32 protein-coding genes are annotated in these 24,741 nt (G+C 59.7%); 9 read left to right on the top strand and 23 right to left on the bottom strand.

Annotated features, from left to right (window positions below):
• The 4 genes from GBK02_RS00335 to GBK02_RS00350 are packed head-to-tail and all read right to left on the bottom strand — an operon-like array spanning position 1 to position 2,460.
• Positions 1–807: a substrate-binding domain-containing protein gene (locus GBK02_RS00335; protein ID WP_203467803.1), complete on the bottom strand. Its 807-nt coding sequence runs from the start codon at positions 805–807 to the stop codon at positions 1–3.
• Positions 783–1,502, bottom strand: a complete 720-nt coding sequence (locus tag GBK02_RS00340) for an ATP-binding cassette domain-containing protein (protein ID WP_203467804.1) — start codon at positions 1,500–1,502, stop codon at positions 783–785. The genes GBK02_RS00335 and GBK02_RS00340 overlap by 25 nt, the downstream gene beginning before the upstream one ends.
• Entirely contained in the window at positions 1,502–2,197 is a 696-nt protein-coding gene (locus GBK02_RS00345) for an ABC transporter permease (protein ID WP_203467805.1), read from the bottom strand. The genes GBK02_RS00340 and GBK02_RS00345 overlap by 1 nt, the downstream gene beginning before the upstream one ends.
• Entirely contained in the window at positions 2,191–2,460 is a 270-nt protein-coding gene (locus GBK02_RS00350; RefSeq protein ID WP_203467806.1) for a hypothetical protein, read from the bottom strand. The genes GBK02_RS00345 and GBK02_RS00350 overlap by 7 nt, the downstream gene beginning before the upstream one ends.
• Positions 2,461–2,533: 73 nt before the next feature.
• On the opposite strand from GBK02_RS00350, the gene GBK02_RS00355 reads away from it, so the two are divergent.
• Entirely contained in the window at positions 2,534–2,887 is a 354-nt protein-coding gene (locus GBK02_RS00355; protein ID WP_203467807.1) for a DsrE/DsrF/TusD sulfur relay family protein, read from the top strand.
• 65 nt (positions 2,888–2,952) lie between these two features.
• On the opposite strand, the gene GBK02_RS00360 is transcribed toward GBK02_RS00355, so the two are convergent.
• Genes GBK02_RS00360 through GBK02_RS00405 form a run of 10 tightly spaced genes read right to left on the bottom strand, consistent with a single transcriptional unit; the run spans position 2,953 to position 11,605 of the window.
• Entirely contained in the window at positions 2,953–3,279 is a 327-nt protein-coding gene (locus GBK02_RS00360) for a hypothetical protein (RefSeq protein ID WP_203467808.1), read from the bottom strand.
• Between the two features lie 16 nt (positions 3,280–3,295).
• Positions 3,296–4,303, bottom strand: a complete 1,008-nt coding sequence (locus GBK02_RS00365; protein ID WP_203467809.1) for a formate dehydrogenase subunit gamma — start codon at positions 4,301–4,303, stop codon at positions 3,296–3,298.
• A 10-nt stretch (positions 4,304–4,313) separates the two neighbouring features.
• Positions 4,314–4,529 carry a hypothetical protein gene (locus tag GBK02_RS00370; protein ID WP_203467810.1) on the bottom strand — a complete coding sequence of 72 codons (216 nt, stop codon included), beginning with the start codon at positions 4,527–4,529 and terminating at the stop codon, positions 4,314–4,316.
• A complete protein-coding gene (fdh3B, locus tag GBK02_RS00375) occupies positions 4,526–5,179 on the bottom strand; it encodes a formate dehydrogenase FDH3 subunit beta (RefSeq protein ID WP_203467811.1) in 654 nt (217 codons plus the stop codon). Before fdh3B ends, GBK02_RS00370 begins: the two co-directional genes overlap by 4 nt.
• 12 nt (positions 5,180–5,191) lie before the next feature.
• Positions 5,192–8,110, bottom strand: coding sequence for a formate dehydrogenase subunit alpha (locus GBK02_RS00380; RefSeq protein ID WP_203467812.1), 2,919 nt, complete (start codon positions 8,108–8,110; stop codon positions 5,192–5,194).
• A 13-nt stretch (positions 8,111–8,123) separates the two neighbouring features.
• Positions 8,124–8,327, bottom strand: a complete 204-nt coding sequence (locus tag GBK02_RS00385) for a hypothetical protein (RefSeq protein ID WP_203467813.1) — start codon at positions 8,325–8,327, stop codon at positions 8,124–8,126.
• Between the two features lie 25 nt (positions 8,328–8,352).
• Entirely contained in the window at positions 8,353–8,973 is a 621-nt protein-coding gene (locus GBK02_RS00390; protein ID WP_203467814.1) for a molecular chaperone, read from the bottom strand.
• Positions 8,970–10,616 carry a 4Fe-4S dicluster domain-containing protein gene (locus tag GBK02_RS00395; protein WP_239003098.1) on the bottom strand — a complete coding sequence of 549 codons (1,647 nt, stop codon included), beginning with the start codon at positions 10,614–10,616 and terminating at the stop codon, positions 8,970–8,972. Before GBK02_RS00395 ends, GBK02_RS00390 begins: the two co-directional genes overlap by 4 nt.
• A gap of 60 nt (positions 10,617–10,676) precedes the next feature.
• Positions 10,677–11,114, bottom strand: coding sequence for a DUF3306 domain-containing protein (locus GBK02_RS00400; protein ID WP_203467815.1), 438 nt, complete (start codon positions 11,112–11,114; stop codon positions 10,677–10,679).
• Complete coding sequence (locus GBK02_RS00405) at positions 11,111–11,605, bottom strand: DUF3305 domain-containing protein (RefSeq protein ID WP_203467816.1); 495 nt, start codon at positions 11,603–11,605, stop codon at positions 11,111–11,113. The genes GBK02_RS00400 and GBK02_RS00405 overlap by 4 nt, the downstream gene beginning before the upstream one ends.
• A gap of 66 nt (positions 11,606–11,671) precedes the next feature.
• On the opposite strand from GBK02_RS00405, the gene GBK02_RS00410 reads away from it, so the two are divergent.
• Positions 11,672–12,487, top strand: coding sequence for a formate dehydrogenase accessory sulfurtransferase FdhD (locus tag GBK02_RS00410; protein ID WP_239003100.1), 816 nt, complete (start codon positions 11,672–11,674; stop codon positions 12,485–12,487).
• Entirely contained in the window at positions 12,484–13,074 is a 591-nt protein-coding gene (mobA, locus tag GBK02_RS00415) for a molybdenum cofactor guanylyltransferase MobA (RefSeq protein ID WP_203467818.1), read from the top strand. Before GBK02_RS00410 ends, mobA begins: the two co-directional genes overlap by 4 nt.
• Here the strand turns inward: mobA and mobB are convergent.
• Positions 13,063–13,557 (bottom strand): molybdopterin-guanine dinucleotide biosynthesis protein B, encoded by a 495-nt coding sequence (gene mobB / locus GBK02_RS00420; RefSeq protein ID WP_203467819.1) that lies wholly within the window; start codon positions 13,555–13,557, stop codon positions 13,063–13,065. The genes mobA and mobB overlap by 12 nt on opposite strands.
• 159 nt (positions 13,558–13,716) lie before the next feature.
• Here mobB and GBK02_RS00425 point away from each other — a divergent pair, with 159 nt between their 5' ends.
• Both GBK02_RS00425 and GBK02_RS00430 read left to right on the top strand, forming a co-directional pair.
• A complete protein-coding gene (locus GBK02_RS00425) occupies positions 13,717–13,899 on the top strand; it encodes a hypothetical protein (protein WP_203467820.1) in 183 nt (60 codons plus the stop codon).
• Between the two features lie 226 nt (positions 13,900–14,125).
• A complete protein-coding gene (locus GBK02_RS00430; protein WP_203467821.1) occupies positions 14,126–14,575 on the top strand; it encodes a cytochrome c5 family protein in 450 nt (149 codons plus the stop codon).
• Between the two features lie 132 nt (positions 14,576–14,707).
• Here the strand turns inward: GBK02_RS00430 and GBK02_RS00435 are convergent, their stop codons facing one another.
• The 6 genes from GBK02_RS00435 to GBK02_RS00460 form a co-directional block, all read right to left on the bottom strand.
• Positions 14,708–15,052, bottom strand: coding sequence for a hypothetical protein (locus tag GBK02_RS00435; RefSeq protein ID WP_203467822.1), 345 nt, complete (start codon positions 15,050–15,052; stop codon positions 14,708–14,710).
• A 138-nt stretch (positions 15,053–15,190) separates the two neighbouring features.
• Entirely contained in the window at positions 15,191–17,182 is a 1,992-nt protein-coding gene (locus tag GBK02_RS00440; protein ID WP_203467823.1) for a UvrD-helicase domain-containing protein, read from the bottom strand.
• Between the two features lie 98 nt (positions 17,183–17,280).
• Positions 17,281–17,598, bottom strand: coding sequence for a hypothetical protein (locus GBK02_RS00445; RefSeq protein WP_203467824.1), 318 nt, complete (start codon positions 17,596–17,598; stop codon positions 17,281–17,283).
• A 48-nt stretch (positions 17,599–17,646) separates the two neighbouring features.
• Positions 17,647–18,333, bottom strand: coding sequence for a DUF4197 domain-containing protein (locus GBK02_RS00450; protein ID WP_203467825.1), 687 nt, complete (start codon positions 18,331–18,333; stop codon positions 17,647–17,649).
• A 23-nt stretch (positions 18,334–18,356) separates the two neighbouring features.
• Positions 18,357–19,493 (bottom strand): PilT/PilU family type 4a pilus ATPase, encoded by a 1,137-nt coding sequence (locus tag GBK02_RS00455; RefSeq protein ID WP_203467826.1) that lies wholly within the window; start codon positions 19,491–19,493, stop codon positions 18,357–18,359.
• A gap of 30 nt (positions 19,494–19,523) precedes the next feature.
• Positions 19,524–20,567 carry a type IV pilus twitching motility protein PilT gene (locus GBK02_RS00460; protein WP_203467827.1) on the bottom strand — a complete coding sequence of 348 codons (1,044 nt, stop codon included), beginning with the start codon at positions 20,565–20,567 and terminating at the stop codon, positions 19,524–19,526.
• A gap of 53 nt (positions 20,568–20,620) precedes the next feature.
• Here GBK02_RS00460 and GBK02_RS00465 point away from each other — a divergent pair, with 53 nt between their 5' ends.
• The 4 genes from GBK02_RS00465 to GBK02_RS00480 are packed head-to-tail and all read left to right on the top strand — an operon-like array spanning position 20,621 to position 22,956.
• Positions 20,621–21,310, top strand: coding sequence for a YggS family pyridoxal phosphate-dependent enzyme (locus GBK02_RS00465; RefSeq protein ID WP_203467828.1), 690 nt, complete (start codon positions 20,621–20,623; stop codon positions 21,308–21,310).
• The gene (proC, locus tag GBK02_RS00470; protein ID WP_203467829.1) at positions 21,307–22,119 is read left to right on the top strand and encodes a pyrroline-5-carboxylate reductase; all 813 of its coding nucleotides are present in this window, start codon (positions 21,307–21,309) and stop codon (positions 22,117–22,119) included. Before GBK02_RS00465 ends, proC begins: the two co-directional genes overlap by 4 nt.
• A gap of 2 nt (positions 22,120–22,121) precedes the next feature.
• Positions 22,122–22,655, top strand: coding sequence for a YggT family protein (locus tag GBK02_RS00475; protein WP_203467830.1), 534 nt, complete (start codon positions 22,122–22,124; stop codon positions 22,653–22,655).
• A gap of 7 nt (positions 22,656–22,662) precedes the next feature.
• Positions 22,663–22,956, top strand: coding sequence for a DUF167 domain-containing protein (locus GBK02_RS00480; RefSeq protein ID WP_203467831.1), 294 nt, complete (start codon positions 22,663–22,665; stop codon positions 22,954–22,956).
• 51 nt (positions 22,957–23,007) lie between these two features.
• Here GBK02_RS00480 and GBK02_RS00485 read toward each other — a convergent pair whose 3' ends face one another.
• Together GBK02_RS00485 and GBK02_RS00490 are read right to left on the bottom strand one after the other, a co-directional pair.
• On the bottom strand, positions 23,008–23,346 hold the full coding sequence (locus GBK02_RS00485) for a ComEA family DNA-binding protein (protein WP_203467832.1): 339 nt from the start codon (positions 23,344–23,346) through the stop codon (positions 23,008–23,010).
• Positions 23,347–23,485: 139 nt separating this feature from the next.
• Positions 23,486–24,739 (bottom strand): dihydroorotase, encoded by a 1,254-nt coding sequence (locus GBK02_RS00490; RefSeq protein ID WP_203467833.1) that lies wholly within the window; start codon positions 24,737–24,739, stop codon positions 23,486–23,488.
• Positions 24,740–24,741: the final 2 nt, after the last annotated feature.

Raw genomic sequence — 24,741 nt, forward strand, 5'->3', positions numbered from 1 at the left:
TCACTTCTTTGCATTGGGGAAAAACACCTGCTGGCCATCCGCCCGGAAAGCGGCAATCGCTTCCTGACCGGTCGGTGAGATCAGCCACTGGGCAAAACGCTCGGCGGCTTCCTTTTTGACATGCGCATGGCGAGCCGGATTGACCGGAATCACGCCGTAGGGATTGAACAGAACCGGATCTCCAGCGTAGACCAGATCAAGGTCACGACGGTTCTTGAAAGCCCCCCAAGTGGCACGATCAGAGATCGTGTATGCGCCAGTGGCGGCCGCCATGTTCAAGGTCGGCCCCATGCCGCTGCCTGTTTCCTTATAACCAGCCAGTGTTTTCGGATCAGTCCCGGCCTTGCTCCACAAGCGCAACTCAGCCGCGTGCGTACCGCTCTTGTCGCCACGCGAGATGAAAGACTGGCCTGTACGGGCAATGGCGATCAAGGCATCGTTGACGTTCGCCGCTTTGCGGACGCCCGCCGGATCATCCTGCGGACCAACGATGATGAAATCGTTGTACATCACGTCCTTGCGATAACTGCCGTAGCCATCGGCAACGAATTTGTCTTCAGCCGCACGATCATGCACAAAAAGCACGTCCGCATCGCCACGCCGGCCAATTTCCAACGCCTGTCCGGTACCAACCGCGACAACGCGGACCTTGATCGCGGTCGACTGTTCAAAACGGGGCAAAATCCAGCCGAACAAACCTGACTGCTCGGTCGACGTGGTCGAAGCAACAACCAGTGCTTCCTGCGCGAAACACAGGCTGGTGCTCAAGCTGAGCAGGGCAATCAACGATCGAAGGCAATTCGCCATGGCAATTCTCCTTGTAAAAACGCACGCGCCGCGGGGGATTGCGGACGGGCAAAAAAACGCTGGGCCGATTCGTGTTCCTGAACCCGGCCATCGGCGAGAAAGATAATGTCGTCAGCCAGGCGCGTCGCCTGGCCCAGATTATGAGTGGTCATCAACACCTTGGCCCCTTCGGTCCGGATTTCGCGGATGATGCGCTCGACCGCCTCGGTGGCCGACGGATCAAGGCTGGCCGTCGGCTCATCAAGCAACAACAAGCGTGGCCGCATGGCCCAGGCTCTGGCCAGAGCCAGACGCTGACGCTCGCCGCCAGACAACAGGCGGGCACAATCATTGGCCCGATGCGCCAGACCAACGCGCTCAAGAACATCCATCGTCCGTTCGCGCCGGGCAGCCTTGCCCGTTGCCGGGGCATGCAAGGCAAACTCGACATTGGTAAAAACCGAAAGTCGGAGCAGCATCGGTTGCTGGAAGACCATGGCCAACCGCCCCTCCGGCCGGGCAGCGCCGGCCCATGAGAGAGTACCGCCATGGTTTGCCTGCAGGCCGGCAATCAGCCGCAACAACACCGTCTTGCCGGTCCCGTTTGGACCAAGGATCACGCTGATTCCCTCCCCGGACAATACGAACTCGACGCCATCAAGGACACGGCGGTCATCCGGGGCAAAACGCAAACCGGAAATCTGCAGAGGAAACATCAACCATACCTCCGCACCGCCCAGCAACGCACGAAATGGGCAGCGGCATTGAGTCCGAGGATGATCACCATCAACACCAGGCCCAGCGCAATGGACAGGGCCAGATCGCCCTTGCTCGTTTCCAGCGCGATTGCCGTGGTCATCACCCGCGTATAACCGTCGATATTGCCGCCCACGATCATCACCGCCCCCACCTCGGACATTGCCCGTCCCAACCCGGCGAGCAATGCAACGGAAAGTGCGAAGCGACAATCGGCCAGCAACAACAGGACGGCCTGTGGCCGGGCAATGCCGATCAGAACAAACTCCGGGGCGTATTCCTTCCAGGCCTCTTCAACAATTTGGCGCGAGACGGCGGCAATCAAGGGCACAACCAGTACGCTCTGCGCGACGATCATCGCCAGCGGCGAGAAAAGCAGACCGTAACTGCCGAAGGGGCCGCTGCGCGACAAGGCAAGATAGACGAGAACACCAACCACGACCGAAGGCAGGCCCATCAGCGCATTGAGGCAAACGATTAACGCCCCGCGGCCAGGAAAACTGGCGACAGCCAGCCACGCTCCCATCGGCAAGCCAATCAGGCCACCGATGAGCAGCGCCGACAAACTGACACGCAACGACATGCCAACGATGTCGAACAATCGATGGTCGAAGCTGCCAAGCAGCGAGAGGGCGCTGGAAAGGGTGTCTAGCATGGGGCACGCAGAATAACACTGGCAGCGCCTGCAGAATAAGTGCTGCTCATTCCGTTCTGGTTCTGGTTCTGGTTCTGGTTCTGGTTCTGGTTCTGGTTCTGGTTCTGGTTCTGGTTCTGGTTCTGGTTCTGGTTCTGGTTCTGGTTCTGGTTCTGGTTCTGGTTCTGGTTCTGGTTCTGGTTCTGGTTCTGGTTCTGGTTCTGGTTCTGGTTCTGGTTCTGGTTCTGGTTCTGGTTCTGGTTCTGGTTCGCTTCCGCTATCATCAGACCACTCTAATATTCACTACAGACAGAAACCCTCTGCCCATACCTGCCAACCCGCAATCCGGACACAACCATGCAAAACATCCTGATCATCATTCATGCCGCTCCTTACGGCAGCGAACGCTGCCTTTCCGCCCTTCGGCTGGCAACTGCGTTAGCCGGCCATGATGCCAAACCGGCCATCCGCATTTTTCTGATGTCTGACGCAACCGTCCTCGGCCTGCCCAATCAGATCGATGGTGCCGGCAACGGCTTGCAAGGCATGGTTGAAGGACTGGTCGCCCAAGGCGTTGAAATCCGCCTTTGCCGCACCTGCGCACTGGCCCGAGGCCTGGGTGATTTACCGCTGATCCCCGGAACGACCATCGGTACGCTGGTTGAACTGGCCGATGCGACGCTGGCCGCCGACAAGGTCATTACTTTCTAGCCAGCAATCCAAAACAGAAAACCCGGCCTGAAACGCCGGGTTTTCTGTTTTTACGACCGAAACGCTTACTTCTTCGCTGCGGGCGCTACCACGGGTGCCGCTGCCGGCGTTGGTGCAGCCGGCGCAGCAGGAGCAGCGGCAGGCGGCGGTGGCGGAATAGGCGTCGGCTTGACGGTAACGCCTTTGGCTTTCTGTTCCTTGATGTATTTCTCAGCGACACGATCCTGAGCCTTGCCGAGTTGCTCGCCTTCCATCTTGGCGGTTTCCGCAGCCTTGACCTTGGCCTCCTCGGCCTTGACCTTGGCTTCTTCACTCGGCGGCGGCAACTTGGCCCACGCACCAGCACTGGCTACGGTCAACGCCAGAATCAGGGCAAATTTGCTGTGCTTCATATTCATCTTCCTCCCATTAACCTTTCGGGTGACCGGACTTGCCAGCCTTGACGTCGTTGAACCATTCCTCATGGTGCTCGCGCGCCCAGGTTTCATCGACATAACCGGTTTGCATTGAATTCAGCGCCCCATCAACACCGATTGTCCCCATGTAGATGTGCCCAAAGGCAAGCAGCAACATGGTGATCGCCGCAACTGCGTGGACCAGGCTAGCCAGCTGCATATCCGCCCGAAGCTGCCCGAAGTTCGGGAAGTCGAGAATGAAGCCGGTCACCGACACGGTCAGGCCGAGGATGGTCACGCCAATCCAGAACCAGGTTTTTTCACCGAAGTTGAAGCGCCCGGAAGGTACGTGTTCGCCCGTCAGCAAACCGCCCGCCTTGCGAATCCACAATGCATCGATGTTTTGCCAGACGTTGTCACGCGCCCAGACGGCAATCATCGCCAATGTTGAAAAAGCAAAGAGAGGTCCGATGAAGTTATGCGCGTTTTTACCGAGCACCATCAGGTAACCAAACAAGCTGTGGCCGATAATCGGTATCAGTACATGCTTGCCAAACAAAATGGCCAGCCCGGTGGCAGCCAGCACCAGGAAAGTACCCGCCGTCAGCCAATGCACCACCCGTTCGTAGCGCGGGAAGCGCTGGATCAGCTTGCCGGTCAACGGATCATGGTTGGTCAGCGGCCCCTTGATCTTGTAGAAGGCCAGAATTGCCGCCACAACCAGCACCAGCAACCATCCGCCATAGGTCGTCAGCGGCCCGTTGCGCAGGTGGCGCCAGGCATTGCCACCATCCTGGATCAGTACGCCGGCCTCGATGCCGCGATTGGTCGTGAAATGCTCCTTATCCTGGCGCACTTCGCGCCACATCGGCGCATTGTTACCAGGCTGTGTCTGCTGCCGTTCCGCCTGTTGCTGAGCCGGTGGAGCATCAGCCGCATGCAGCGGCAACCCCCAGGCCAGCATCAGGCAGGCGGCGATCAGCCAGCGCCCGAGCAGTGAGGCAAAATTTGAAGTCGTCATCGTCAACTCCTCAGTTAGCCTTCTTGTACTCGTTCTGGGACTGGTTGCGGTTGGCCAGCGCAGCCTCCCATGCAGCCTTGTCGCCAGCAAATTTTCCACCTTCCCAGGGCCGGGTGTCCGACTTGCCCTGGTAATTGCCCGGCTTGTAGTTGGCGACCTGTGAATACTCACCGCAGGCGCTCAGAACGAAGGCTGCGGTCGACATCAAAAAGAGAGCTTTTTTCATTTTTGCCCCTCCCGTTGCTGCTCACGAACCTGCTCCTGCTTGCGCTCCTGAGCCTGTTCCGGCTTGCCGTAAGCTGTCGTCCAGCCCCATGCGGCATCGCCAGCCTTGCCGCGACGTAGCGCACGATCACGAAAAATATCGGAGATCACCGGTGCATCGCCAGCCAGCAATGCCTTGGTAGCGCACATTTCGGCGCAAGCCGGCAACTTGCCTTCGGAAATGCGATTGCGACCGTATTTTTCGAACTCTGCCTTGGAACCGTTCTCTTCCGGCCCACCCGAACAGAAGGTGCACTTGTCCATCTTGCCACGCGCGCCAAAGGCCGCCGGACCATTCGGAAACTGTGGTGCACCGAACGGACAGGCGAAGAAGCAGTAGCCGCAACCGATACAGGCATCCTTGTTGTGCAGGACGACACCCTCTTCCGTCTTGTAAAAACAATCGGTCGGGCAAACGGCCATACAGGGCGCATCGGAACAGTGCATGCACGAGACGGAAACAGATTTTTCGCCTGGCACACCATCATTGATGGTCACGACGCGACGGCGGTTAACCCCCCAAGGCACTTCGTGTTCATTTTTACAAGCGGTGACGCAGCCATTGCACTCAATGCAGCGCTCCGAGTCACAGAGAAATTTCATGCGAGCCATTGTTCTTCTCCTTTAGGCCTTGGTGACGCGGCAGAGCGTGGTTTTGGTTTCCTGCATCATGGTGACCGAGTCGTAACCATAGGTCGTCCCTTGGTTGACGGATTCGCCACGAATGATCGGTGCCGCACCTTCCGGGTAGTACTCGAGCATGTCCTTGCCTTGCCACCAGCCGGAAAAGTGGAAAGGCAGGAAAACCGTCCCCGGCGCAACCCGTTCGGTCACCTGAGCGCGCAACTTCATGCGGCCCTTGCTCGGTGTTTCAACCCACATATAGTCGCCATTGCGCACTCCGGCGTTGTTGGCATCCTTCGGATTCACTTCAGCGAACATTTCCTGCTGCAGTTCGGCCAGCCACGGATTGGAACGCGTTTCCTCGCCACCACCTTCGTATTCGACCAGACGGCCGGAAGTCATGACGATCGGGAACTCCTTGGAGATATCCTTGACCTTGTCCTGCAATGACTTGTAAAGCGTCGGCAAGCGCCAGAAGACTTTCTTGTCGGCCCCTTGCGGATATTTCTCGACCAGATCCGGACGCGGCGAATACATCGGCTCACGGTGCACCGGCACAGGATCAGGGAAGTTCCAGACCACGGCACGTGCCTTGGCGTTGCCAAACGGATGGCAGCCATGCACCTTCATGACGACGCGCTGGATGCCGCCGGAACGGTCGGTCTTCCAGTTCTTGCCTTCGGCCAACTTCTTCTCGTCGTCGGTCAGGTCATCCCACCAGCCCAGCTTCTTGAGCAGGACGTGATCGAATTCCGGGTAGCCCATCTGCAGGTCGGCACCCTTTGAGGCAGAGCCATCCTCGGCAAGCAGCGAAACGCCTTCACGCTCGACACCGAAATTGGCGCGGAAGTTGCCGCCACCGTCCATCACGTGCTTGGAGGTGTCGTAGAGGTTGGGCGTACCCGGATGCTTCATTTCCGGCGTGCCGTAGCACGGCCACGGCAAACCGAAATATTCGCCATCGCACGGACCGCCGTTGGCTTTCAGCGTCTTGACGTCGAAGGTGTGCATGTTTTTCATGTGCAACTTCAAACGCTCCGGCGACTGGCCGGTATAGCCGATGGTCCAGCAGCCCTTGTTGATTTCGCGCAGGATGTCCTCGATTTCCGGCTCATCCCAGCCCTGCTTGTCCTTGATCACCTTGATGTTTTTGCACAGTTCCTTCTCGAAGCCAAACTTCTTGGCGAAGGCGTACATGATGGTGTGGTCAGGTTTCGATTCAAACAACGGCTCGATGACCTTCTCGCCCCACTGGAGGGATCGATTGGAGGCGGTCCGCGAACCGCTGGTCTCAAACTGGGTACAGGCCGGCAGCAGATAGACGCCATCCTTGCGCATCATCGCCGACATCGCGGCAGTTGCCGACGGGTAGGGATCGACGACGACCAGCAGGTCGAGCTTCTTCATCGCCTCGACCATTTCCAGGCCGCGTGTCTGGCTGTTCGGCGCCATCCCCCAGTAAACCACGGCACGCAGATTGGAGTCCTGGTCGATGTTCTCGTTCTTTTCGAGCACGCCGTCGATCCAGCGCGAGACGGTGATCCCGGATTTTTCCATCATGCCCTGCGAGGCATACTGGCTCTTGACCCACTCGTAATCGACGCCCCATACCGCACACCAATGCTTCCAGGAGCCAGCGGCCAAGCCGTAATAGCCCGGCAGCGAGTCCGGGTTCGGGCCGACGTCGGTGGCGCCCTGCACATTGTCGTGACCGCGGAAAATGTTGGTACCGCCACCGGAGACGCCGACGTTACCAAGCACCAGTTGCAGGATGCACATGGCGCGAACGTTGGCGTTACCGACCGTGTGCTGGGTCTGCCCCATGCACCAGACGACCGTGGACGGCTTGTTCTTGGCCAGCATCTCGGCAATCTTCAGCACTTCGGCCTCGGGGATACCCGTGACGTCCAGAACCTTGTCCGGCGTCCACTTCATCACCTCTTCCTTGACCTTGTCGATACCGTGCACGCGGGCCTTCAGGTATTCCTTGTCTTCCCAGCCGTTCTTGAAGACATGGTAGAGCAGGCCCCAGATGAAGGGGATGTCGGTCCCGGAACGGATACGGCTAAAGACATCTGCCTTGGCCGCCGTACGCGTGAAACGCGGGTCGACAACGGCAATCTTGCAGCCGTTTTCCTTGGCATGCAGCAGATGCAGCATCGATACCGGATGCGCTTCAGCCGCATTCGAGCCGATATACAACGCAGCCTTCGAATTCTGCATGTCGTTGTACGAATTGGTCATCGCGCCATAACCCCAGGTATTGGCGACGCCGGCGACCGTGGTCGAGTGGCAGACGCGGGCCTGGTGGTCCATGTTGTTGGTGCCGAAGAAAGAGACGAACTTGCGCATCAGGTACGCCTGCTCGTTACTGTGCTTCGAGGAACCGACCCAGTAGGTCGCATCCGGGCCGCTTTCCTTGCGGATGGCGAGCAGCTTTTCCGAGACTTCGTTGAGCGCCTGTTCCCAGCTGATCTTGCGATACTTGCCGTCAACCAGCTTCATCGGATATTTCAGACGATGCTCGCCGTGACCGTGCTCACGGACCGAAGCGCCCTTGGCGCAATGTGCACCGAGATTGATCGGCGAATCGAATACCGGCTCCTGGCGAACCCAGACACCGTTCTCAACCACTGCATCGACAGCACAGCCGACCGAACAGTGGGTACAAATAGTCCGTTTGACTTCAACGCCAGTCTTGTCCTTGGCCACATCGGCAGCCTCGGCCGAACCGATCATGTTGTAGGGCAACTGGCTGGCGATGGCGCCACCGCCAGCGGCAAGGCCGGAACGCTTGAGGAAGGTACGGCGATCCATCGTCGCGGCCAGCACGCCGCTCGCTGCGGTCGACATTGAATTGGCCGCAAAAATCGGGGCCGCTTGCGGACGCCCGGCGGATTTTGCTTTTCTGGTCAGCATGGTGTTCTCCCGATCAGACCCGCGCCGTGCGGTAGTAGTTGGCGATGTGGCGAGTTTCTTCGTAACCGCCGGCCTTTTCTTCAACGACGGCGATTGCCGGCTTGACGGCTTCCTTGCCGCTCACGGCGGTCGCCACTGCGGCTACGGCGCCGGCACTGCCGACCCCGGCTGCGAGCAGAAAACCGCGTCGTTTCAGGTTGGTTTGCTTGTTGTCCATGCTTCCCCTCCTCCAAAAACTTGAATCACAACATATCGAACGCGAGACGTTCGATATCAAAAAAGGCGCGAACCAGCGGACCGGTTCGCGGATAAAAACGGGCTTCGGGTGCCTGCTCCAGCGCGTCGCACAAGCGCTCCATCCAGGGCGAAATGTGTGCTGCAAAAAAGGCCTGCTGACGCGCCAATCCTGCGGCATCCGGGCCGGTCACAATCAGATGGCGCATGACATCACACAAAGCTGAAATATGGTCTTCCGACTCCATCACACCAAGGCGGCGGCCCAGACCCAGCTCGGCCAGGTCATTGCGCAAATCGACCAGCGGCTCTTCCATCAGAAAACCAGCCAGATAGTAGGAGCCAAAAAGCATGACTTCCGGACGGCCGATGGTCAGGAAAAGCCGGGTATATTCTTCGTCGACCGCGACAGCATCTCCTGCCCGAGCGGCATCGCCGAGCATCAGCCAGGCTTGGCCGAGCGTGCTGCCGGAAGCCCCAAACACCCCGGCCAAGGTCGCCAGCGAAGCGAGCAAAGCGGCATCGGGCGGCCCGGCAAAAAGACGGGAAAGGATGGCGTAGTGCTCGGCACGGGCACGATCCTCGTCACTCAGCACAGGCCCGGCCTGACGTTCAAGGACTGCGCTCATTCGGTCATCTCCCAGGCTTTCGTGCTGTTTTCATTTTTAACCAGATCGATCACTCGGCAGTCGGAACACATGCTCAGACGGGCCAGCGCCTCGGGCGACGCAAACATGCTGTGGCCGGAAAGTTTGGCCAGCATGTTGTCGATGATCGGCTTGGCCCCCATTGCCTTGCCGCAGGCCGTGCAGCAGAAAATCTCGGCTTCCTTGAGAATGCGCTCCTGGCGCCGATCTTTCAAGAGCAGGCGGGGCGTCAATGAAATGGCCCCTTCCGGACAAGTGTTCGCACACAAGCCGCACTGCAGGCAATTACGTTCGATGAAGGAAAGTCGCGGCGCATCGGCGGCAGCCTTGAGAGCGCTGGCCGGACAGGCACCGGCGCACGACATGCACAAGGTACAGGCGTCGCTCACGGCAACGCTGCCAAACGGCGCGCCAGCCGGCAAGGCCAGCGCCTCATCCTGCACTGGCGCATGGCGCAGCAGATGATCGATGACAAATTCGAGCGTCGTGCGCTTGTCGGCGAGCAGACGGAAATCCGCTGGCGGAACCGTGACCGTTGGCGACCGATCGGCCAGCAAGGCCAGCAAATCAGATTCGGCCTCGACGATGTGCAGATACTCTCCGGCAAAGCCGAGACCGTTGAGCACCGCCTGACCGATCGCCGCCTGCTTCCTGAGCGGTGCAGTATCGTGCGACCCGGCCCCCAGCACGACGACCCGCGAGGCACCCAGCGCGACGCTGCCAAGCAGAAGATCGAGGCCAACGGCATCGGCGCTCCAGACTTCGAGCGGAATGACATTGGCCGGCAAGCTGCGACCGGCACGTTTCAGTGCCATCAGTTGCTTGCTCCCCGCCTCGGCCGAGTGGAAGAGCAAACAGGGATCGACGCCACCGGCATCGCGGTAGGCCTTCAGTTGCACCTTGATCGCCAGCCCGACATCGGCGACGCGCGGAAACTGGTAAGCCAGCGCACCCGAGGGGCAGACCGTCGTGCAGGTTCCGCAGCCCTGACAGAGATAGGGATCAAGCTTGATGGTATTGCCGGCGCTGACAATCGCCTCCGTAGCACAAACCTCAAGGCAATTACTGCAGCCCGATTTCTGCGAACGACTGTGGGCGCAGAGGCGGTCATTGACGGCCACGTAGCGCGGCTTTTCAAACTCGCCATCGAAAGCCAGCAGATCAATCACGGCCAAAGCCTGATCCAGCGGATCACGGCCGGGAGCCACATAGCCGGGCGGCAACTCGACACGCTTGAGCAGCGCTTCGGAGGACAGGTCGAGCACGACATCGGCTTCAGCAGTCTTCGACTGACCTCCCACCTGCCAGGTAAAGGAAAACGCCCCAAGATGCCCGGCAAGTTCGAGATCCGAAACAGGCTCAAGCAGATATTCGGCCTCTTCGGGAACGTCGACCGCAACACCGGCACCCACCAGCGCGAGAACCAGCACATCACGCTGTGCGGCCAGTCGTTCGGCCCAGCCGGTGGCGACGTCGGGTTCGCCGACAATCACCAGGCGGCCATTGGCCTGCATGCTGACAGCCGGCACCGGCTCCAGAGCAGGCAGGGTAAGCAACGCATCCAGTGCAGCACCGAGCGGCGGGCTGTCTGGCGCATAAAAGCGGGCTGAGGCTGCTTGATTCAAGAATAGACCTTTCGGAGAGTGAGTTTTAAATGCAGACTTCGTGCCAGCTAAACATTGGCCTTAGCGAGTGCCAAGTGACTGATTTTCCGTAGCTCCAGGTGAAGCCGGCTCGACATCTGCGACATTTTGTCCATCGACAGCCAAAATGTCGCACCCATCAGCCACCGGCACCTCCTGAAGATCCGGCGTCTCGAACAAGGTTTTCGCATGATTCAGCGTCGCCATCATTTCGTCGGGGATCGGGTCGCTTATTGAATAATCGTCGATGTAGATATCCAGGCCATCCATGACATTGAAATGAGGATCGGCAAATAGGGTTTTCATCGCCTTCCGGCGCACCGCCTCACTGACCTCTTCGCGCAGGAAGAGGCCAAAATCGCTATCCGGCCCGAGTTGGGCGAGCATCGCCTCGGCATCCGGAATTTCCGCGGTCGACGCCGTTTCAGCGGCCTTTTTCAGCCGCGACCAGCGCGCCAGAAAGCTCCGCCCCTCGCTCATTTCACCGACTCCGTACGCACACCACCACGCCCCTGGCCGGCAAACGGATCATTGCGCTTGTTCTTTTTACGCACCGCAGGCTTGTAGTGCGTATTGACGAAATCACCCAGCCAGTCGGCGATTTCCGGCGGCATCGGCACGCCGTCACACTGCTCGCCGGAATCCAGCCAGCGCGCCGCCTCGCCGTAACTCAGGCTGACCTCGGTCGGGCGGGCAAAATCATCTTCGATCCGCCACATGACGAACACACGGGGCTCGGGCGAGGTCAGGTTGAGGTGGTAGTTATCGACTTCGTCACGAAACAGCTCAAGCGGAAAATGGCCAGCGAGATAACGCGCCCGATTTTCATCTTCGAAAATGAGCCGCGCCGGGCGGTCGACCGCAGCAGCCTCGAAATCCGGCACAACGCCAATGGCCTCCCATTTCTCGCTGACCCAGCGATTTTCCAGGCGGATTTTTTCGATGATCACGGCAACGGGAAACTGTTTCATGGGCAACTCGACGAGGGGATGTTTTTTCAGCATAGCCCAAGTTCAGGCAAGTGTAGAATCCCGCCGATGCGACGCCCTATCCTGACCCAGGCCAGCCGGCCACTGACTTTCGAGATCGACGCAATCAACGAACGCGGCGAAATCGTACCAACCGCGATTGCCGGCGAGCACCCGCTGACGCTTTATGTCGACAAGCGTGAAATCGTTACGCTGATGACGCTGGGGGCTGCCCCCGAGGCGTTGGCCCTTGGCTACCTGCGCAATCAACGCCTGATTGGCAGCCTCGACGAAGTCGCCGGCATCCAGGTGGACTGGGAAGTCAACGCCGTAGCGGTCACAACCCGCCACGGCAACGGCGTGGCGGCCAACCGCATGGAGCGCCGCACGGTCACCACCGGTTGCGGACAAGGTACGGTGTTCGGCGATTTGATGGATGAAATCGACACCCTGAAATTGCCCACCGACGCCCACCTGACCGAGGCCGGCCTGTATGGCCTGCTCGAAGCCGTGCGCCACCACGAATCAATCTATAAGCAGGCCGGAGCGGTACATGGTTGCGCACTGGTCAGCAATAGCGGCACGCACAGCGATATCCTGATGTTCGTCGAAGACGTCGGCCGCCACAACGCCGTCGACGCCATCGCCGGCCAGATGTGGCTGGACGGACTGGACGGCGGCGACAAGATTTTTTACACCACCGGGCGACTAACCTCCGAAATGGTGATCAAGACCGCCCAGATGGGCATTCCCTGCCTCGTTTCGCGCTCCGGCCTGACCCAGATGGGCTGGGAACTGGCCAAGCGCATCGGCATGACCATGATCGGCCGCGCCCAGGGCAAGCATTACCTGCTATTCAGCGGAGAGGAGCGTTTTTCCCGATGAGCCAGCCTACCCCGATTACCGGCGTCATCCTTGCCGGCGGCCTTGGCCGCCGCATGGGCGGCATCGACAAAGGATTGCAGACATTGCGCGGCCGCCCGATGGCCGCCTGGGTCGTCGAGCGACTCGGGCCGCAGGTCGATGAATTGCTGATCAATGCCAATCAGAACGCCGAACGTTACGCCGCCTTCGGCCACCGCGTCGTTCCCGATCAGATTCCCGATTTCGCCGGCCCGCTGGCCGGGCTGCATGCCGCTCTATCAGCAGCAACCCACCCCCTGGTTGCCACGGCGCCATGCGACTCGCCATTTCTGCCGGCTGATCTGATTTCCCGCCTTTTCCAGGCGTTGACCGCAGCAGAGGCCGATCTCGCCGTCGCCCGCACCTTCGATCAGCCACATCCGGTCTTTTGCCTGTGCAAACGTGAAGTCCTGCCTCACCTGACCGAATTTCTCGCCTCCGGCGGACGCAAGATCGACCGCTGGTACTCGACGCTGAAAATCGTCGAGGTCGCTTTCGATGATGTAGCCGACGCCTTCGAGAACATCAACACCCAGGAAGAGCTTGGCCGCTTCGAGTCAGCCGGCTGACAGGCACTCAAGAATAAAGGCGGCGACCGCCGCCGGCTGGTTCAGATCCAGTTGCGGCAAATCGGTGGCGACCGGCGCATCACTCGCCACTGCAATGACATGCGGATCACCCGGAAAAATCATCGGCTTGCCGAGCTCGGCCCGATAGATTTCAATTTTCGGGATTGGCTCGCGCTTGAAACCTTCGACCAGCACCAGATCGCAGGGCGACAGTTGAGCCAGCGCCTCATTCAGCGTCAGTTCATCACGCCCACGCAACTCGTGCATCACCGCCCAGCGCGTTGCCGAAGTAATCAATACCTCGCGGCAACCGGCATGCCGATGACGCCAGGAATCCTTGCCCGGATGATCCACGTCGAATTCGTGATGTGCATGCTTGATCAGCGACACGGCCAGACCGTGCGCCTCAAGCAGGCTGATAACCTGTTCGATGAGTGTTGTTTTACCACTACCCGACCAACCGGCGAAGCCAATGACTTTCATAGCATTCCGTCTTGATATAACCCGATAAACGGCGCCCATTATCCACATTTCAGCAAATTTGCGTTCTCCTCTCATGTGGAAAACCACTATTGCAGCGCAGCATCAAACGACTATCCTCGCGCCCGGCAAACCACAAAATATTGTTTCAGGAGAACCGCAGTGAACGTCAAGATCCATTACCGGATTACCCAGGACCGCGCCGGCATCCCGCAGGATTTCACCGGCGCCCGCCGCTTCGCCGCTTGCGAAGGCCAGGCTATCGAAGACATGGCCCGTACCGAACTGGCTGCTGACTACCAGATCCCGACCAGCGCGGTCGAGATCTGCCGCATCGAGCACTGAACAGCGCTTGCTGCAGGTGCAACATTTGGTTACACAAGGCTACGAAAGCACGACAGACGAGAGAAGCGGCGGCGCATACACTTCAGTTGTGCATTGAACCCCTCCTCTCGAAACTCCCCCTTTCGAGAATTTCAACCCCGCCACTGGCGGGGTTTTTTTTGCTCAGCTGCCAAAGTTAAGCCGTTATAATTACGCACTTTTATTTTTGCGCAATGAGGTAATCAGCATGGCCGAGCAGCACTCTTCCAAGAGCATCATGTGGGCAACGATCATTATCGCCATCGTTCTGATCGCCATCGTCTTCCCGCTTACCGTCAAGAAATCCACCTCGGCTGCCGATGCTGCCAAGGGTAACGATGAAGCTGATGTCCGCATTCAACCGGTTGCCAAGTTCGAACTGGCCAAGGCTGCTGCACCTGCTGCCGGCGGCGCACCGAAAGATGGCGCTACCGTTTTCAACACCGTTTGCGGCGCCTGCCACAACACCGGCGCAGCCGGCGCACCAAAGGCTGGCGACAAGGCCACCTGGGCACCACGTCTCGGCCAGGGCAAGGATGCACTGTACAAGAGCGCGATTGGCGGCAAGGGCGCCATGCCGCCGAAGGGTGGCGCAGGCGATCTGTCCGATGGCGAAATCAAGGCTGCCGTTGATCACCTGATCGGCCTGTCCAAGTAATTCCCCGGCTTGCATCAAAAAGAGGGAGGCTCCGGCCTCCCTCTTTTTTGTCCACACAAAAAAAGCGCCTTGTGAGCGCTTTTTTGTTGGGCGCAGCTTTTGGAGGGCTGCCGGCCAGAGGCGATTCGAACCTTACTTCTTGACCGCTTCTGCGGCCTTGGCTGGTTCGGCGGCTGCGGCTGCAGCAGCAGGTTCAGCCTTCTTGCTGGCTTTCTTGGCTTTCTTGACCTTTTTCTCGACCGGAGCGGCGGCTTCTTTTTTAGCTTCCGGCGCCGGCGTGGCAGCCGCTGGCTTGGCTTCTGCTGCCTTGACTTCGGATTTCACAACCGCTTCAGCGGCCTTGGGCGCCTCGGCCTTGACGGTCGCTGCAGCCGGAGCGGCAATGGCCTTGAGGTCGGCGGCGGCTGGCTTGACGTCAGCAGCGTGGGCGATACCGAAAGCGGCGGCGATAACGAGTGCGAAAATTTGCTTGGTCATTTTGAATCTCCTGATTGATTTATTCGGTAGTTCATCCGGCTTTGCGAAATTGCGCTGCCTTGTGTCGAATAACGCAGGCCGTTACGGCCCGGATGTCATCAGAAAAGTAACTCGTCGTAACGGTGTATGACCAAACCGTTAGCGCTTGTTGCCGGCCAGCATGGCTTTCATGGCATCGAGCCGGGCGCTGCCGGTGGCCTTGTCGGGCGGCGCATCCTGCTTGCCTCCGAGAAAACGGACATCATCCTTGCCCATTTCATCGATGAAGCGCGATGGTTCGCAGGGGACGAACTCGCGTGCCTGCTTGCGCCGCTCGCAGTAGGAGATATGCAGTGTGCGCTGGGCTCGGGTGATGCCGACATACATCAGGCGACGCTCTTCTTCGATCTTGCCCGGATCGGTGGACTCGCGATGCGGCAGGATGCCCTCCTCGACACCGACGAGAAAGACATGTTTGTACTCCAGCCCCTTCGAAGCATGCAGCGTCGATAACTGGACGGCATCGACCTCTTCGTCGTTCTGCTTGTCGAGCATGTTGATCAGCGCAATGCTCTGGGTCAGGTCGATCAGCGTCTTGCCATCGAGCTCGCCCTTCTTGTTCAACCAGTTGGCAAATTCGCAGACATTAGCCCAACGCGTCTGTGCCGTGCGCTCTTCCTCGTGGTCGTACAAGAAACCTTCGTAATCGATCGCCTTGAGCAAGTCCGGCAGCACTTGATGGGCCGGCTCACGGCTGGCCCGTCCCTGGGTGCGGTTGATGAACTGGCAGAACTCGAGCAACGGCTCAATCTGGCGCGGCTGGACGCGATGCGCGAAGCCTTCCTCGAAAGCCGCCTGGAACAGCGAAATATGGCGTTCGCCGGCATAGGTACCGAGTGCCTGGAGGGTCGCCGCGCCAATCCCGCGCTTCGGCGTCGTAGCCGCACGAATGAAGGCCGGATCATCATCTTCGTTGGTCAGCAAACGCAGATAAGCGATGATGTCCTTGATCTCGGCCTTATCGAAGAAGGATTTGCCGCCGGAGAGCAGATAGGGAATCCGGTGGTCGCGCAGGTATTCCTCGAAGGTTCGTGCCTGGTGGTTCGAACGGTAGAGGATGGCGTAGTCCTTGAACTTGCCGCGATGCTCGAAGCGATGCGCCTGCAGCTTCATGATCACGCCTTCGGCCTCGGCATCGTTGTCGCGGCAGGTTGTAACGTGGATAGGCTCGCCCAATCCAAGCTCGGACCACAACTTCTTGTCGAACAGTTTTTCATTGTTGGCAATGACGTTGTTCGCCGCCTTGAGGATCGTCACGGTCGACCGGTAATTTTGCTCAAGTTTGATCACCTTGAGCGCCGGGAATTCGGTTGGCAGCTTCTTCAGGTTTTCAATGTCGGCGCCGCGCCAGCCGTAGATCGCCTGATCGTCGTCACCCACGGCGGTGAACTGGGCACGGACCCCGGTCAGCAACTTGAGCAACTGGTATTGGCAGGCGTTGGTATCCTGGTATTCATCGACCAACAAGTAGCGCAGGCGGTTCTGCCACTTGTCGGCAATCTCGGGGTGTTCGCTGAACAGCTTGACCGGCAGACCGATCAGGTCGTCGAAATCGACCGCCTGATAAGCCTTGAGCGTCGCTTCGTAGGAGAGGTAGGCATGGGCGGCCAGCTTCTCGTGCTCGTCGCGCGCCATGTGCAACGCCCCCTCGGGGGTCACCAGCGCATTTTTCCAGTTCGAAATGATCGATTGCAAAATACGCAGCGTGGCCTTGTCGACCGTACCGGCCACCTCGCCGATGATGCCGCCACAATCGGCTGAGTCGAAAATCGAAAAGCGCGGCTTGTAGCCGAGCGCCTTGGCCTCCTCACGCAGGATGCGCACACCGAGCGAGTGGAAGGTCGAGATCTGCAACTCGTCGGCCAGCGGCTTGGAGAGAATCTTGCCGATCCGCTCCTGCATTTCCTTGGCCGCCTTGTTGGTAAAGGTGATGGCAGCAACGTTACGCGGCTGGAAACCACATTCCTGAACGAGATAGGCGATCTTCTGCGTAATCACCCGCGTTTTGCCCGAGCCGGCACCGGCGAGCACCAGCAAGGGGCCGTCGAGGTAGTGGATTGCTTCGCGTTGCTGAGGATTGAGGCCGGACATCGGGATCGAAAACGAAGCGCCCCGGAATAGCGGGGCGCGAATTTGAATCAGGCAATTTTAGCAGCCAGGCCGCTTCGCACGGACTAAATCAACGGGCATCACACCGTGTCATCGACATGCGGCAGCGCCAGGCTGAGTGCCCGCAGCTTGATCAAGGCCTCGCCATGCCCACCCAGCACAACCAGGCGCGCGGCCACACTACGGGCCTCCTGCAAGACCTGCTGGCTGCCCTCGAAGGGACCAAGCGAACGGGCATCGACCTCGGCCATTTCCTGCTGCAGGCTGCGTTGCCGGTCGTTCTCGACGGCAGCCAGCGCCTCGACCCGGCGAATCTGCTCGCCATGGAGCTGGCGCAAGCTTTCCCTGGCATCAATCGCCCGGGGCTGCGTCGTCGAATCAAGGCGTTTCAGTTGCATTCCAGTCTCCTGACTGTATTGACGGCGGCTGAAACGCCCGACTTTAATTTACAGGGCGCCGAACACTTTCTTGAGCAGCGAGCTGCCGGCCCCAAGCGGGTTGGCGCGGAGTTTCTTTTCTTCCTCGGCGATCATCGCAAACAGGCCATCCATCGCCTTTTGCGTGACATAACCATCGAGGTCGGCGTCTTTCTGGTCAATCAGGCCGCTGCTTGCCGCCTTGCCGGCAAAAGCGTTGTATTGCCCGGCCAGATCAAGCTTCTGGGTCGATGCCTTGACGATAGGCATGAACTTGGCGGTCAGTTGCTCGGTCGATGTCCGCTTGAAATATTGCGTCACGCTGTCTTCGCCACCAGTCAGAATCCCCTTGGCGTCCTGCACGCTCATCTTCTTGATCGAGTCGCTGAGAATCGGCTTGGCTTCGGCCACGGCCTGCTCAGCCGCATGGTTCATCGTTTCGATCAATTGGTCGGCCTGCTTGCCCATGCCGAACATGCGCAGCCCTTTCTCTGCCTTGTCGAGATAACCCGGCAACGGAATCTTGACCTTGCTGTTGCCGAGGAAGCCGCCATCCTTGCCGAGCGAGGCCACGGCATAGTCAGCGCCCTTGGCCAGAGCTTCCTTGACGCCGGCGCTGGCATCGCCGGTTGAAATGGCATCCAGCGCCCCGGCCTGGGCGAATGCTGCGGTCAACGTCAGGCAAAGGGCAAAAACGGTTTTTTGAAGGGTACGCATAAAATTCTCCAGGGGTTGGGCGATCAGACGATATCGAGATGGTTCAGACCGCTGCTCAGGTCTCGATCCTTCGATTCCTTGCCATACAACTTGATCTGCAAGCGCAGGTCATTGAGCGAATCGGCGTTGCGCAACGCATCTTCATAGCTGATTTTGCCGGCTTCGTAGAGATCGAACAGGGCCTGGTCGAAGGTCTGCATGCCCAGCTCGCGCGACTTCTTCATGATTTCCTTGATCTCCTGCACCTCGCCGCGGAAGATCAGGTCGGCGATCAGCGGCGAATTGAGCATTACCTCGATCGCGGCAACCCGCCCCTTGCCGTCTTTCTTGGGCAGCAGGCGCTGGGAAACCATGGCCCGCATATTGAGCGACAGATCCATCAGCAATTGCTGGCGACGCTCTTCGGGGAAGAAATTGATGATCCGGTCGATCGCCTGGTTGGCGCTGTTGGCATGCAGCGTAGCCAGCGCCAGGTGGCCGGTTTCGGCAAAGGCGATGGCGTAATCCATCGTGTTGCGGTCGCGGATTTCGCCCATCAGGATGACATCCGGTGCCTGGCGCAGGGTGTTCTTCAGGGCCGGACCCCAGTCGTCGGTATCAACGCCGACTTCGCGCTGCGTCACGATGCAGTTCTTGTGCTCGTGTACATATTCGATCGGGTCTTCGATGGTGATGATGTGGCCGAAGGAATTCTCGTTGCGATAATCGACCAAGGCAGCCAGCGAGGTCGTCTTGCCGGTGCCGGTGCCGCCGACGAAGATGATCAGGCCGCGCTTGCTCATCGCCAGATCCTTGAGCACCGGCGGCATTTGCAACTCATCGAGCGTCGGAATCGTCATGTTGATCGTCCGGCATACGACACCGACGCGACCTTGCTGAACCAGCGCATTGACCCGGAAGCGCCCGATACCGGAGGGTGAAATGGCGAAATTGCACTCCTTGGTCGCCTCGAACTCGGCCGCCTGGCGGTCGTTCATGATCGAGCGGGCCAACTCGGCCGTGTGTTGCGCCGTCAATACCTGGTTCGACACCGGCGTCACCTTGCCATCGATCTTGATGGCCGGCGCAAAACCGGCGGCGATGAACAAATCGGAGCCTTTCTTTTGCGACATCAGGCGCAAAAGATCGTGCATGAACTTCATTGCCTGATCGCGTTCCATATTTTTCCTTGGTTTTTATGCCGCGACCGATCAGGCCGGGAAAGCATCCTTGTTCGATGCCTTGTTGCGTGCATCGTTGCTTGAAACAATGCCGCGCCGAACCATGTCGAGCAGATTCTGATCCAGCGTCTGCATGCCGACATTCTGGCCGGTCTGGATCGCAGAATACATCTGCGCCACCTTGTTTTCACGGATCAGGTTGCGGATGGCCGGCGTGCCAATCATGATTTCGTGGGCAGCCACGCGGCCGGCGCCATCCTTGGTCTTGAGCAGGGTCTGCGAAATGACGGCGCGCAGCGATTCGGACAGCATCGAGCGAACCATTTCCTTTTCAGCCGCCGGGAAAACGTCAACGATACGGTCAACCGTCTTGGCGGCCGAAGAAGTATGCAGCGTGCCAAATACCAGGTGGCCGGTTTCGGCCGCCGTCAGTGCCAGACGGATGGTTTCGAGGTCGCGCATTTCACCGACCAGGATCACGTCCGGGTCTTCGCGCAGCGCCGAGCGCAGGGCGTTCGAGAAAGACAGCGTATGCGGCCCGACTTCGCGCTGATTGATCAGGCATTTCTTGGCATCGTGCACAAATTCGATCGGGTCCTCGACCGTCAGGATGTGGCCATAGTGGTTTTCATTGACGTGATTGACCATCGCCGCCAGCGTCGTCGACTTGCCCGAACCGGTCGGCCCGGTAACCAGCACGATACCGCGCGGATACTCGGAAATTTCGCGGAAAATCTTCGGACAGTTGAGTTCTTCCAGCGTCATGACCTTGGTCGGAATGGTCCGGAAAACGGCACCGGCACCACGCTGCTGGTTGAAGGCATTGACCCGGAAACGCGCCAGGTTGGGAATTTCGAAGGAGAAATCGCACTCCAGCGTTTCCTCATAGACCTTGCGCTGGCCGTCATTCATGATGTCATAGACCATGCCATGAACATCCTTGTGCTCCATCGGCGGCAGGTTGATCCGCCGAACATCGCCGTGCACCCGGATCATGGGCGGCAGGCCGGCCGACAGGTGCAAGTCGGAAGCCTTGTTCTTGACGCTGAAAGCCAGCAGTTCGGTAATGTCCATGGATCGTCCTTGAGGCGCGTGTATACTGGAAACTGACGTAATTCCAAAAGATTATGAGCGCAATCGCCACCAACCTGCAAGCAATCAGGGAACGCATCGCCCAGGCCGCCGTCGCAGCCGGTCGCGCGCCCGATTCCGTCCATTTGCTGGCCGTCAGCAAGACCAAGCCGCTGGCCGATGTGCTGACGGCAGGCGCAGCCGGACAGCATGCCTTTGGCGAAAACTATGTCCAGGAAGGTAGCGAAAAGGCGCTTGCCACGGTCGACCACGGTTTTGAATGGCATTTCATCGGTCCACTGCAGAGCAACAAGACACGCCAGGTCGCCGAACACTTCGCCTGGGTCCATTCGATCGAGCGCCTGAAAATCGCCGAACGCCTGTCGGCCCAGCGCCCCGCCGGGTTGCCGCCGCTCCAGGTGTGCGTCCAGGTCAATGTTTCCGGCGAAGCCAGCAAGAGCGGTTGCGCCCCGGATGAAGCGGTCGCCCTGTGCCTGGCCATCGCCGCCCTGCCCAAACTGAACTTGCGCGGCCTGATGGCGATTCCCGAACCCTGCGACGACCCGGTCGCGCAGCGCGAACCTTTTCGTCGGCTGAAACTGATCGCCGACGCAGTACGAGCGGCCGGCGTGCCGCTCGACACACTTTCCATGGGCATGTCCCACGATCTTGAAGCTGCCGTGGCCGAAGGTGCGACGATTGTCCGCATCGGCACGGCCATTTTTGGTGAAAGAAACTACACATGAAGATTACTTTTCTAGGCGGCGGCAACATGGCCAACGCGCTGATCGGCGGCATGCTGAAACAGGGTTTTGTCGCAGCCGACATCAATGTCATCGATCCGGGCAGCGAAGCCCGTGAAAAGCTGAGCGCGACTTACGCGGTCAACTGCTACGCAGCGGCCGAATTGCTGCCTGCCGTCGGCGATCTGCTGGTCCTCGCCGTCAAGCCGCAGCAAATGAAGGAAGCCGTCGCACCGCTCGTCGACAAGCTCGGTCAGGCGGTTGTCGTCAGCATTGCTGCCGGCCTCGACCTGGAAACGCTGGCGCGCTTCCTCGGCGGCCATCGCCGCATCGTCCGTTGCATGCCGAACACCCCGGCCCTGATCGGCGCCGGCATTACCGGCCTTTGCCCACTGCCGGAAGTCAGCCAAGCCGAACGCGAAGCGGCCGACCGCGTGCTGCGCGCCGTCGGCAGCACTGTCTGGATCGATGACGAAGGCAAGATGGACGGCGTCACCGCCGTTTCGGGCAGCGGCCCGGCCTACGTCTTCCTGTTCATCGAGGCACTGCAGCAGGCGGCAGCCGACCTCGGCTTCACACCGGAACAAGGCCGCCAACTGGCCATCGAAACCGTCCAGGGCGCGGCCGCCCTCGCCGCTCAATCGACAGAACCCGCTTCCGTGCTGCGCGAACGGGTCACCTCGAAAGGCGGCACCACGGCCGCTGCCTTGCAGGTGATGGCCGACAAAGGCGTCAAGGAAGGCATCATCGCCGGCGTCATGGCGGCTGAAGCCCGTGGTCAGGAACTTGGCAAGCTGCTCGGAGCCGCCTGAGCATGCAGCCGGTGATCTTTCTGCTCGACGCTGTCGTCAGTTTCTTCTGCACCTTGTTCCTGCTGCGTTTCATGATGCAGGCGATGCGCGTTTCGTTTTCCGGCCAACTCGGCAACTTCGTCGTGGCGCTGACCAACTGGGCCGTCAAGCCACTGCGCCGGGTAATCCCCGGAGCCGGCGGTTTCGACTGGGCCAGCTTGCTGGCCGCGCTGGCCATGCAGGTGCTGCTTTCCGGGCTGTTGATCGGGCTTTCCCCGGTTGCACTATCGGCCGACCCAGCCAGCCTGGCATTGATGGTCGCGTGGTTCAGCGTACGTGCCGTGCTTCGACTGGGCGTCTATATCCTGATCGGCGCCCTGATCCTGCAGGCCGTCCTGTCGTGGATCAATCCCTATTCGCCGCTGAGCGCCCCGGCGCACCAGCTGACCCGGCCCCTGCTCGATCCGATCCGACGTTTCGTCCCGCTGATTTCCGGCATCGACCTGTCACCGCTGGTCGCCATCCTGCTGCTGCAAGTTGCCCTGATGTTCCTCTGAGATCGACTTGAGCGACTGGTTCCGCCTCGCGGCCGATGGCCGCATCACCTTGACGCTGCACATTCAGCCCGGCGCAAAAAAGACCGAATTTGCCGGGCTGCATGGCGATGCGCTGAAAATCCGGCTGGCTGCACCGCCGGTCGATGGCAAGGCCAATGAAGCCCTGGTCAAGTTCGTTGCCGAGGTGCTCGGTTTGCCGAAATCCGCGGTCAACCTGAAAAGCGGCCAGACTTCGCGCCGCAAGGTCCTGGAAGTCACCGGCAGCGACAGTCAGGCCATCGCCCGATTGCTGACGCTGTAAAGCAAAAGCGGCGGAACAAGCCGCCGCTCTGCCATTGATCCAGATGATGATTTACTTGCTACCCGGTGCAGCCGGCTTTGGCGGCTTGGCCACAGGGGCGACAGCAGCAGGAGTCGCTTTAGGTGCGCTGGCGCCGGAACCGCCCACCGTCAGTTCACCCTGCATCTTGGCGACACTTTTGGCACCGAAGCCCTTGACGCCTTTGAGGTCATCGACCGACTTGAACGGGCCGTTCTTGGTGCGGTAATCGACGATTGCCTTGGCTTTAGCCGGCCCCAAACCCTTCACTGCTTCAAGTTCAGCCGCCGTTGCAGCGTTGAGGTCGACCGCAGCAAATGCAAAATTGATACTGGCCAGCATGGCAAGAATCAGGGTCAGAATGGTTTTCATGAATGTGTTGCCTCCCGGAAGGATGAATGCGTCAATGAAAAATGGCATTCCAGCTTTGCAGCCAGAATGCCATTCGCATCATACAACCCGGTTTTAAATGCAAATGTAATTATTTGTTTTGCATTTTTGAGCCAGAAAATCAGCCAGCCGAGGAGAAGACAAGACGCCCGCCAACCAGGGTTGAACGGACCTTGCCGGTCATTTCATAGCCCTGCCAGGGCGAATTCTTGCCACGGCTCTTGAGAGCCTCGGGTGTCACCAACCAATTGGCCTGCGGATCGAAGACGCAGATGTCGGCAACGCTGCCCGGCGTCAAATGGCCGATATCCAGCCCCAGTACCTCGGCCGGCGCCTGGGTAATCCGGGCGATGGCAGCGGATAGCGGCAACTTGGCAGCCTCGGCCCACTTCAAGGTCAGCGGCAACAGCAGTTCGAGACCGGTGGCGCCTGGCTTGGCATCGGCAAAAGGCAGCAACTTGTCGTCGGCACCGACCGGCGTGTGATCGGAACAAATCGCAGCCAGACCGCTGGCTGCTGCGGTCGACAGCGCCTGGCGGTCATTTTGCGTGCGCAATGGCGGGTCGAAACGAGCCTGGCGGTTGAAGAAGCCAATATCATTTTCAGTCAGATGCAGGTGATGCACGCCGACATCGAAGCTGACCGGCAGGCCTTCAGCCTTGGCCTGGGCGAGCAGCGCCACGCCGGCGGCCGATGAAAGGCGGGTCAGATGGACGCGGCAGCCGGTGTCGCGAACCAGCTGAACGATGGTGGCGATGGCGATGGTTTCGGCGGCGACCGGGATGCCGGCCAGACCAAGACGGCTGGCCACTTCGCCTTCGTGGGCGATGCCGTTACGCGCCAGCCAGTAATCCTGCGGCTGCAACCAGACGGCGAAGTCGAAAGTGGCGGCGTATTCCATCGCCCGAAGCAGCGCCTCGGTATCGACCACCGGCTTGTTGGCCTGCGAAAAGGCCACGCAGCCGGCCTTCTTCAAACCGGCCAGTTCGGACAGGCGCTCACCCTTGAGGCCGAGCGTCAGCGCACCGAGTGGCAGGATGTGGGCCTTGCCGATTTCCTCGCCACGATGCACCAGGCGATCGGCCAGTTCCGGCTCGTCGAGCGGCGGATCGGCGTCCGGCGGGACGACGACCGAGGTGACGCCCCCGGCGACGGCGGCGGCCAGTTCGGCTTCGATACTGTTCAGGCGGGCGCTCAGGTCGATCAGGCCGGGGCAGACAACGCAGCCGGCAGCATCGATCGTCTGCTCGGCGACAAAGCCGGCCGGCGCCGCGTCGAGCGAGGCAATCCGGCCATCGACCAGGTACAGCGAGGTGCTGCGGTCGACACCGTTTTTCGGGTCAATAACGCGGCCATTCTTGATTTCGATATTCATGG

It is taken from the genome of Dechloromonas sp. TW-R-39-2, assembly GCF_016864195.1.
Classification (GTDB): domain Bacteria; phylum Pseudomonadota; class Gammaproteobacteria; order Burkholderiales; family Rhodocyclaceae; genus Azonexus.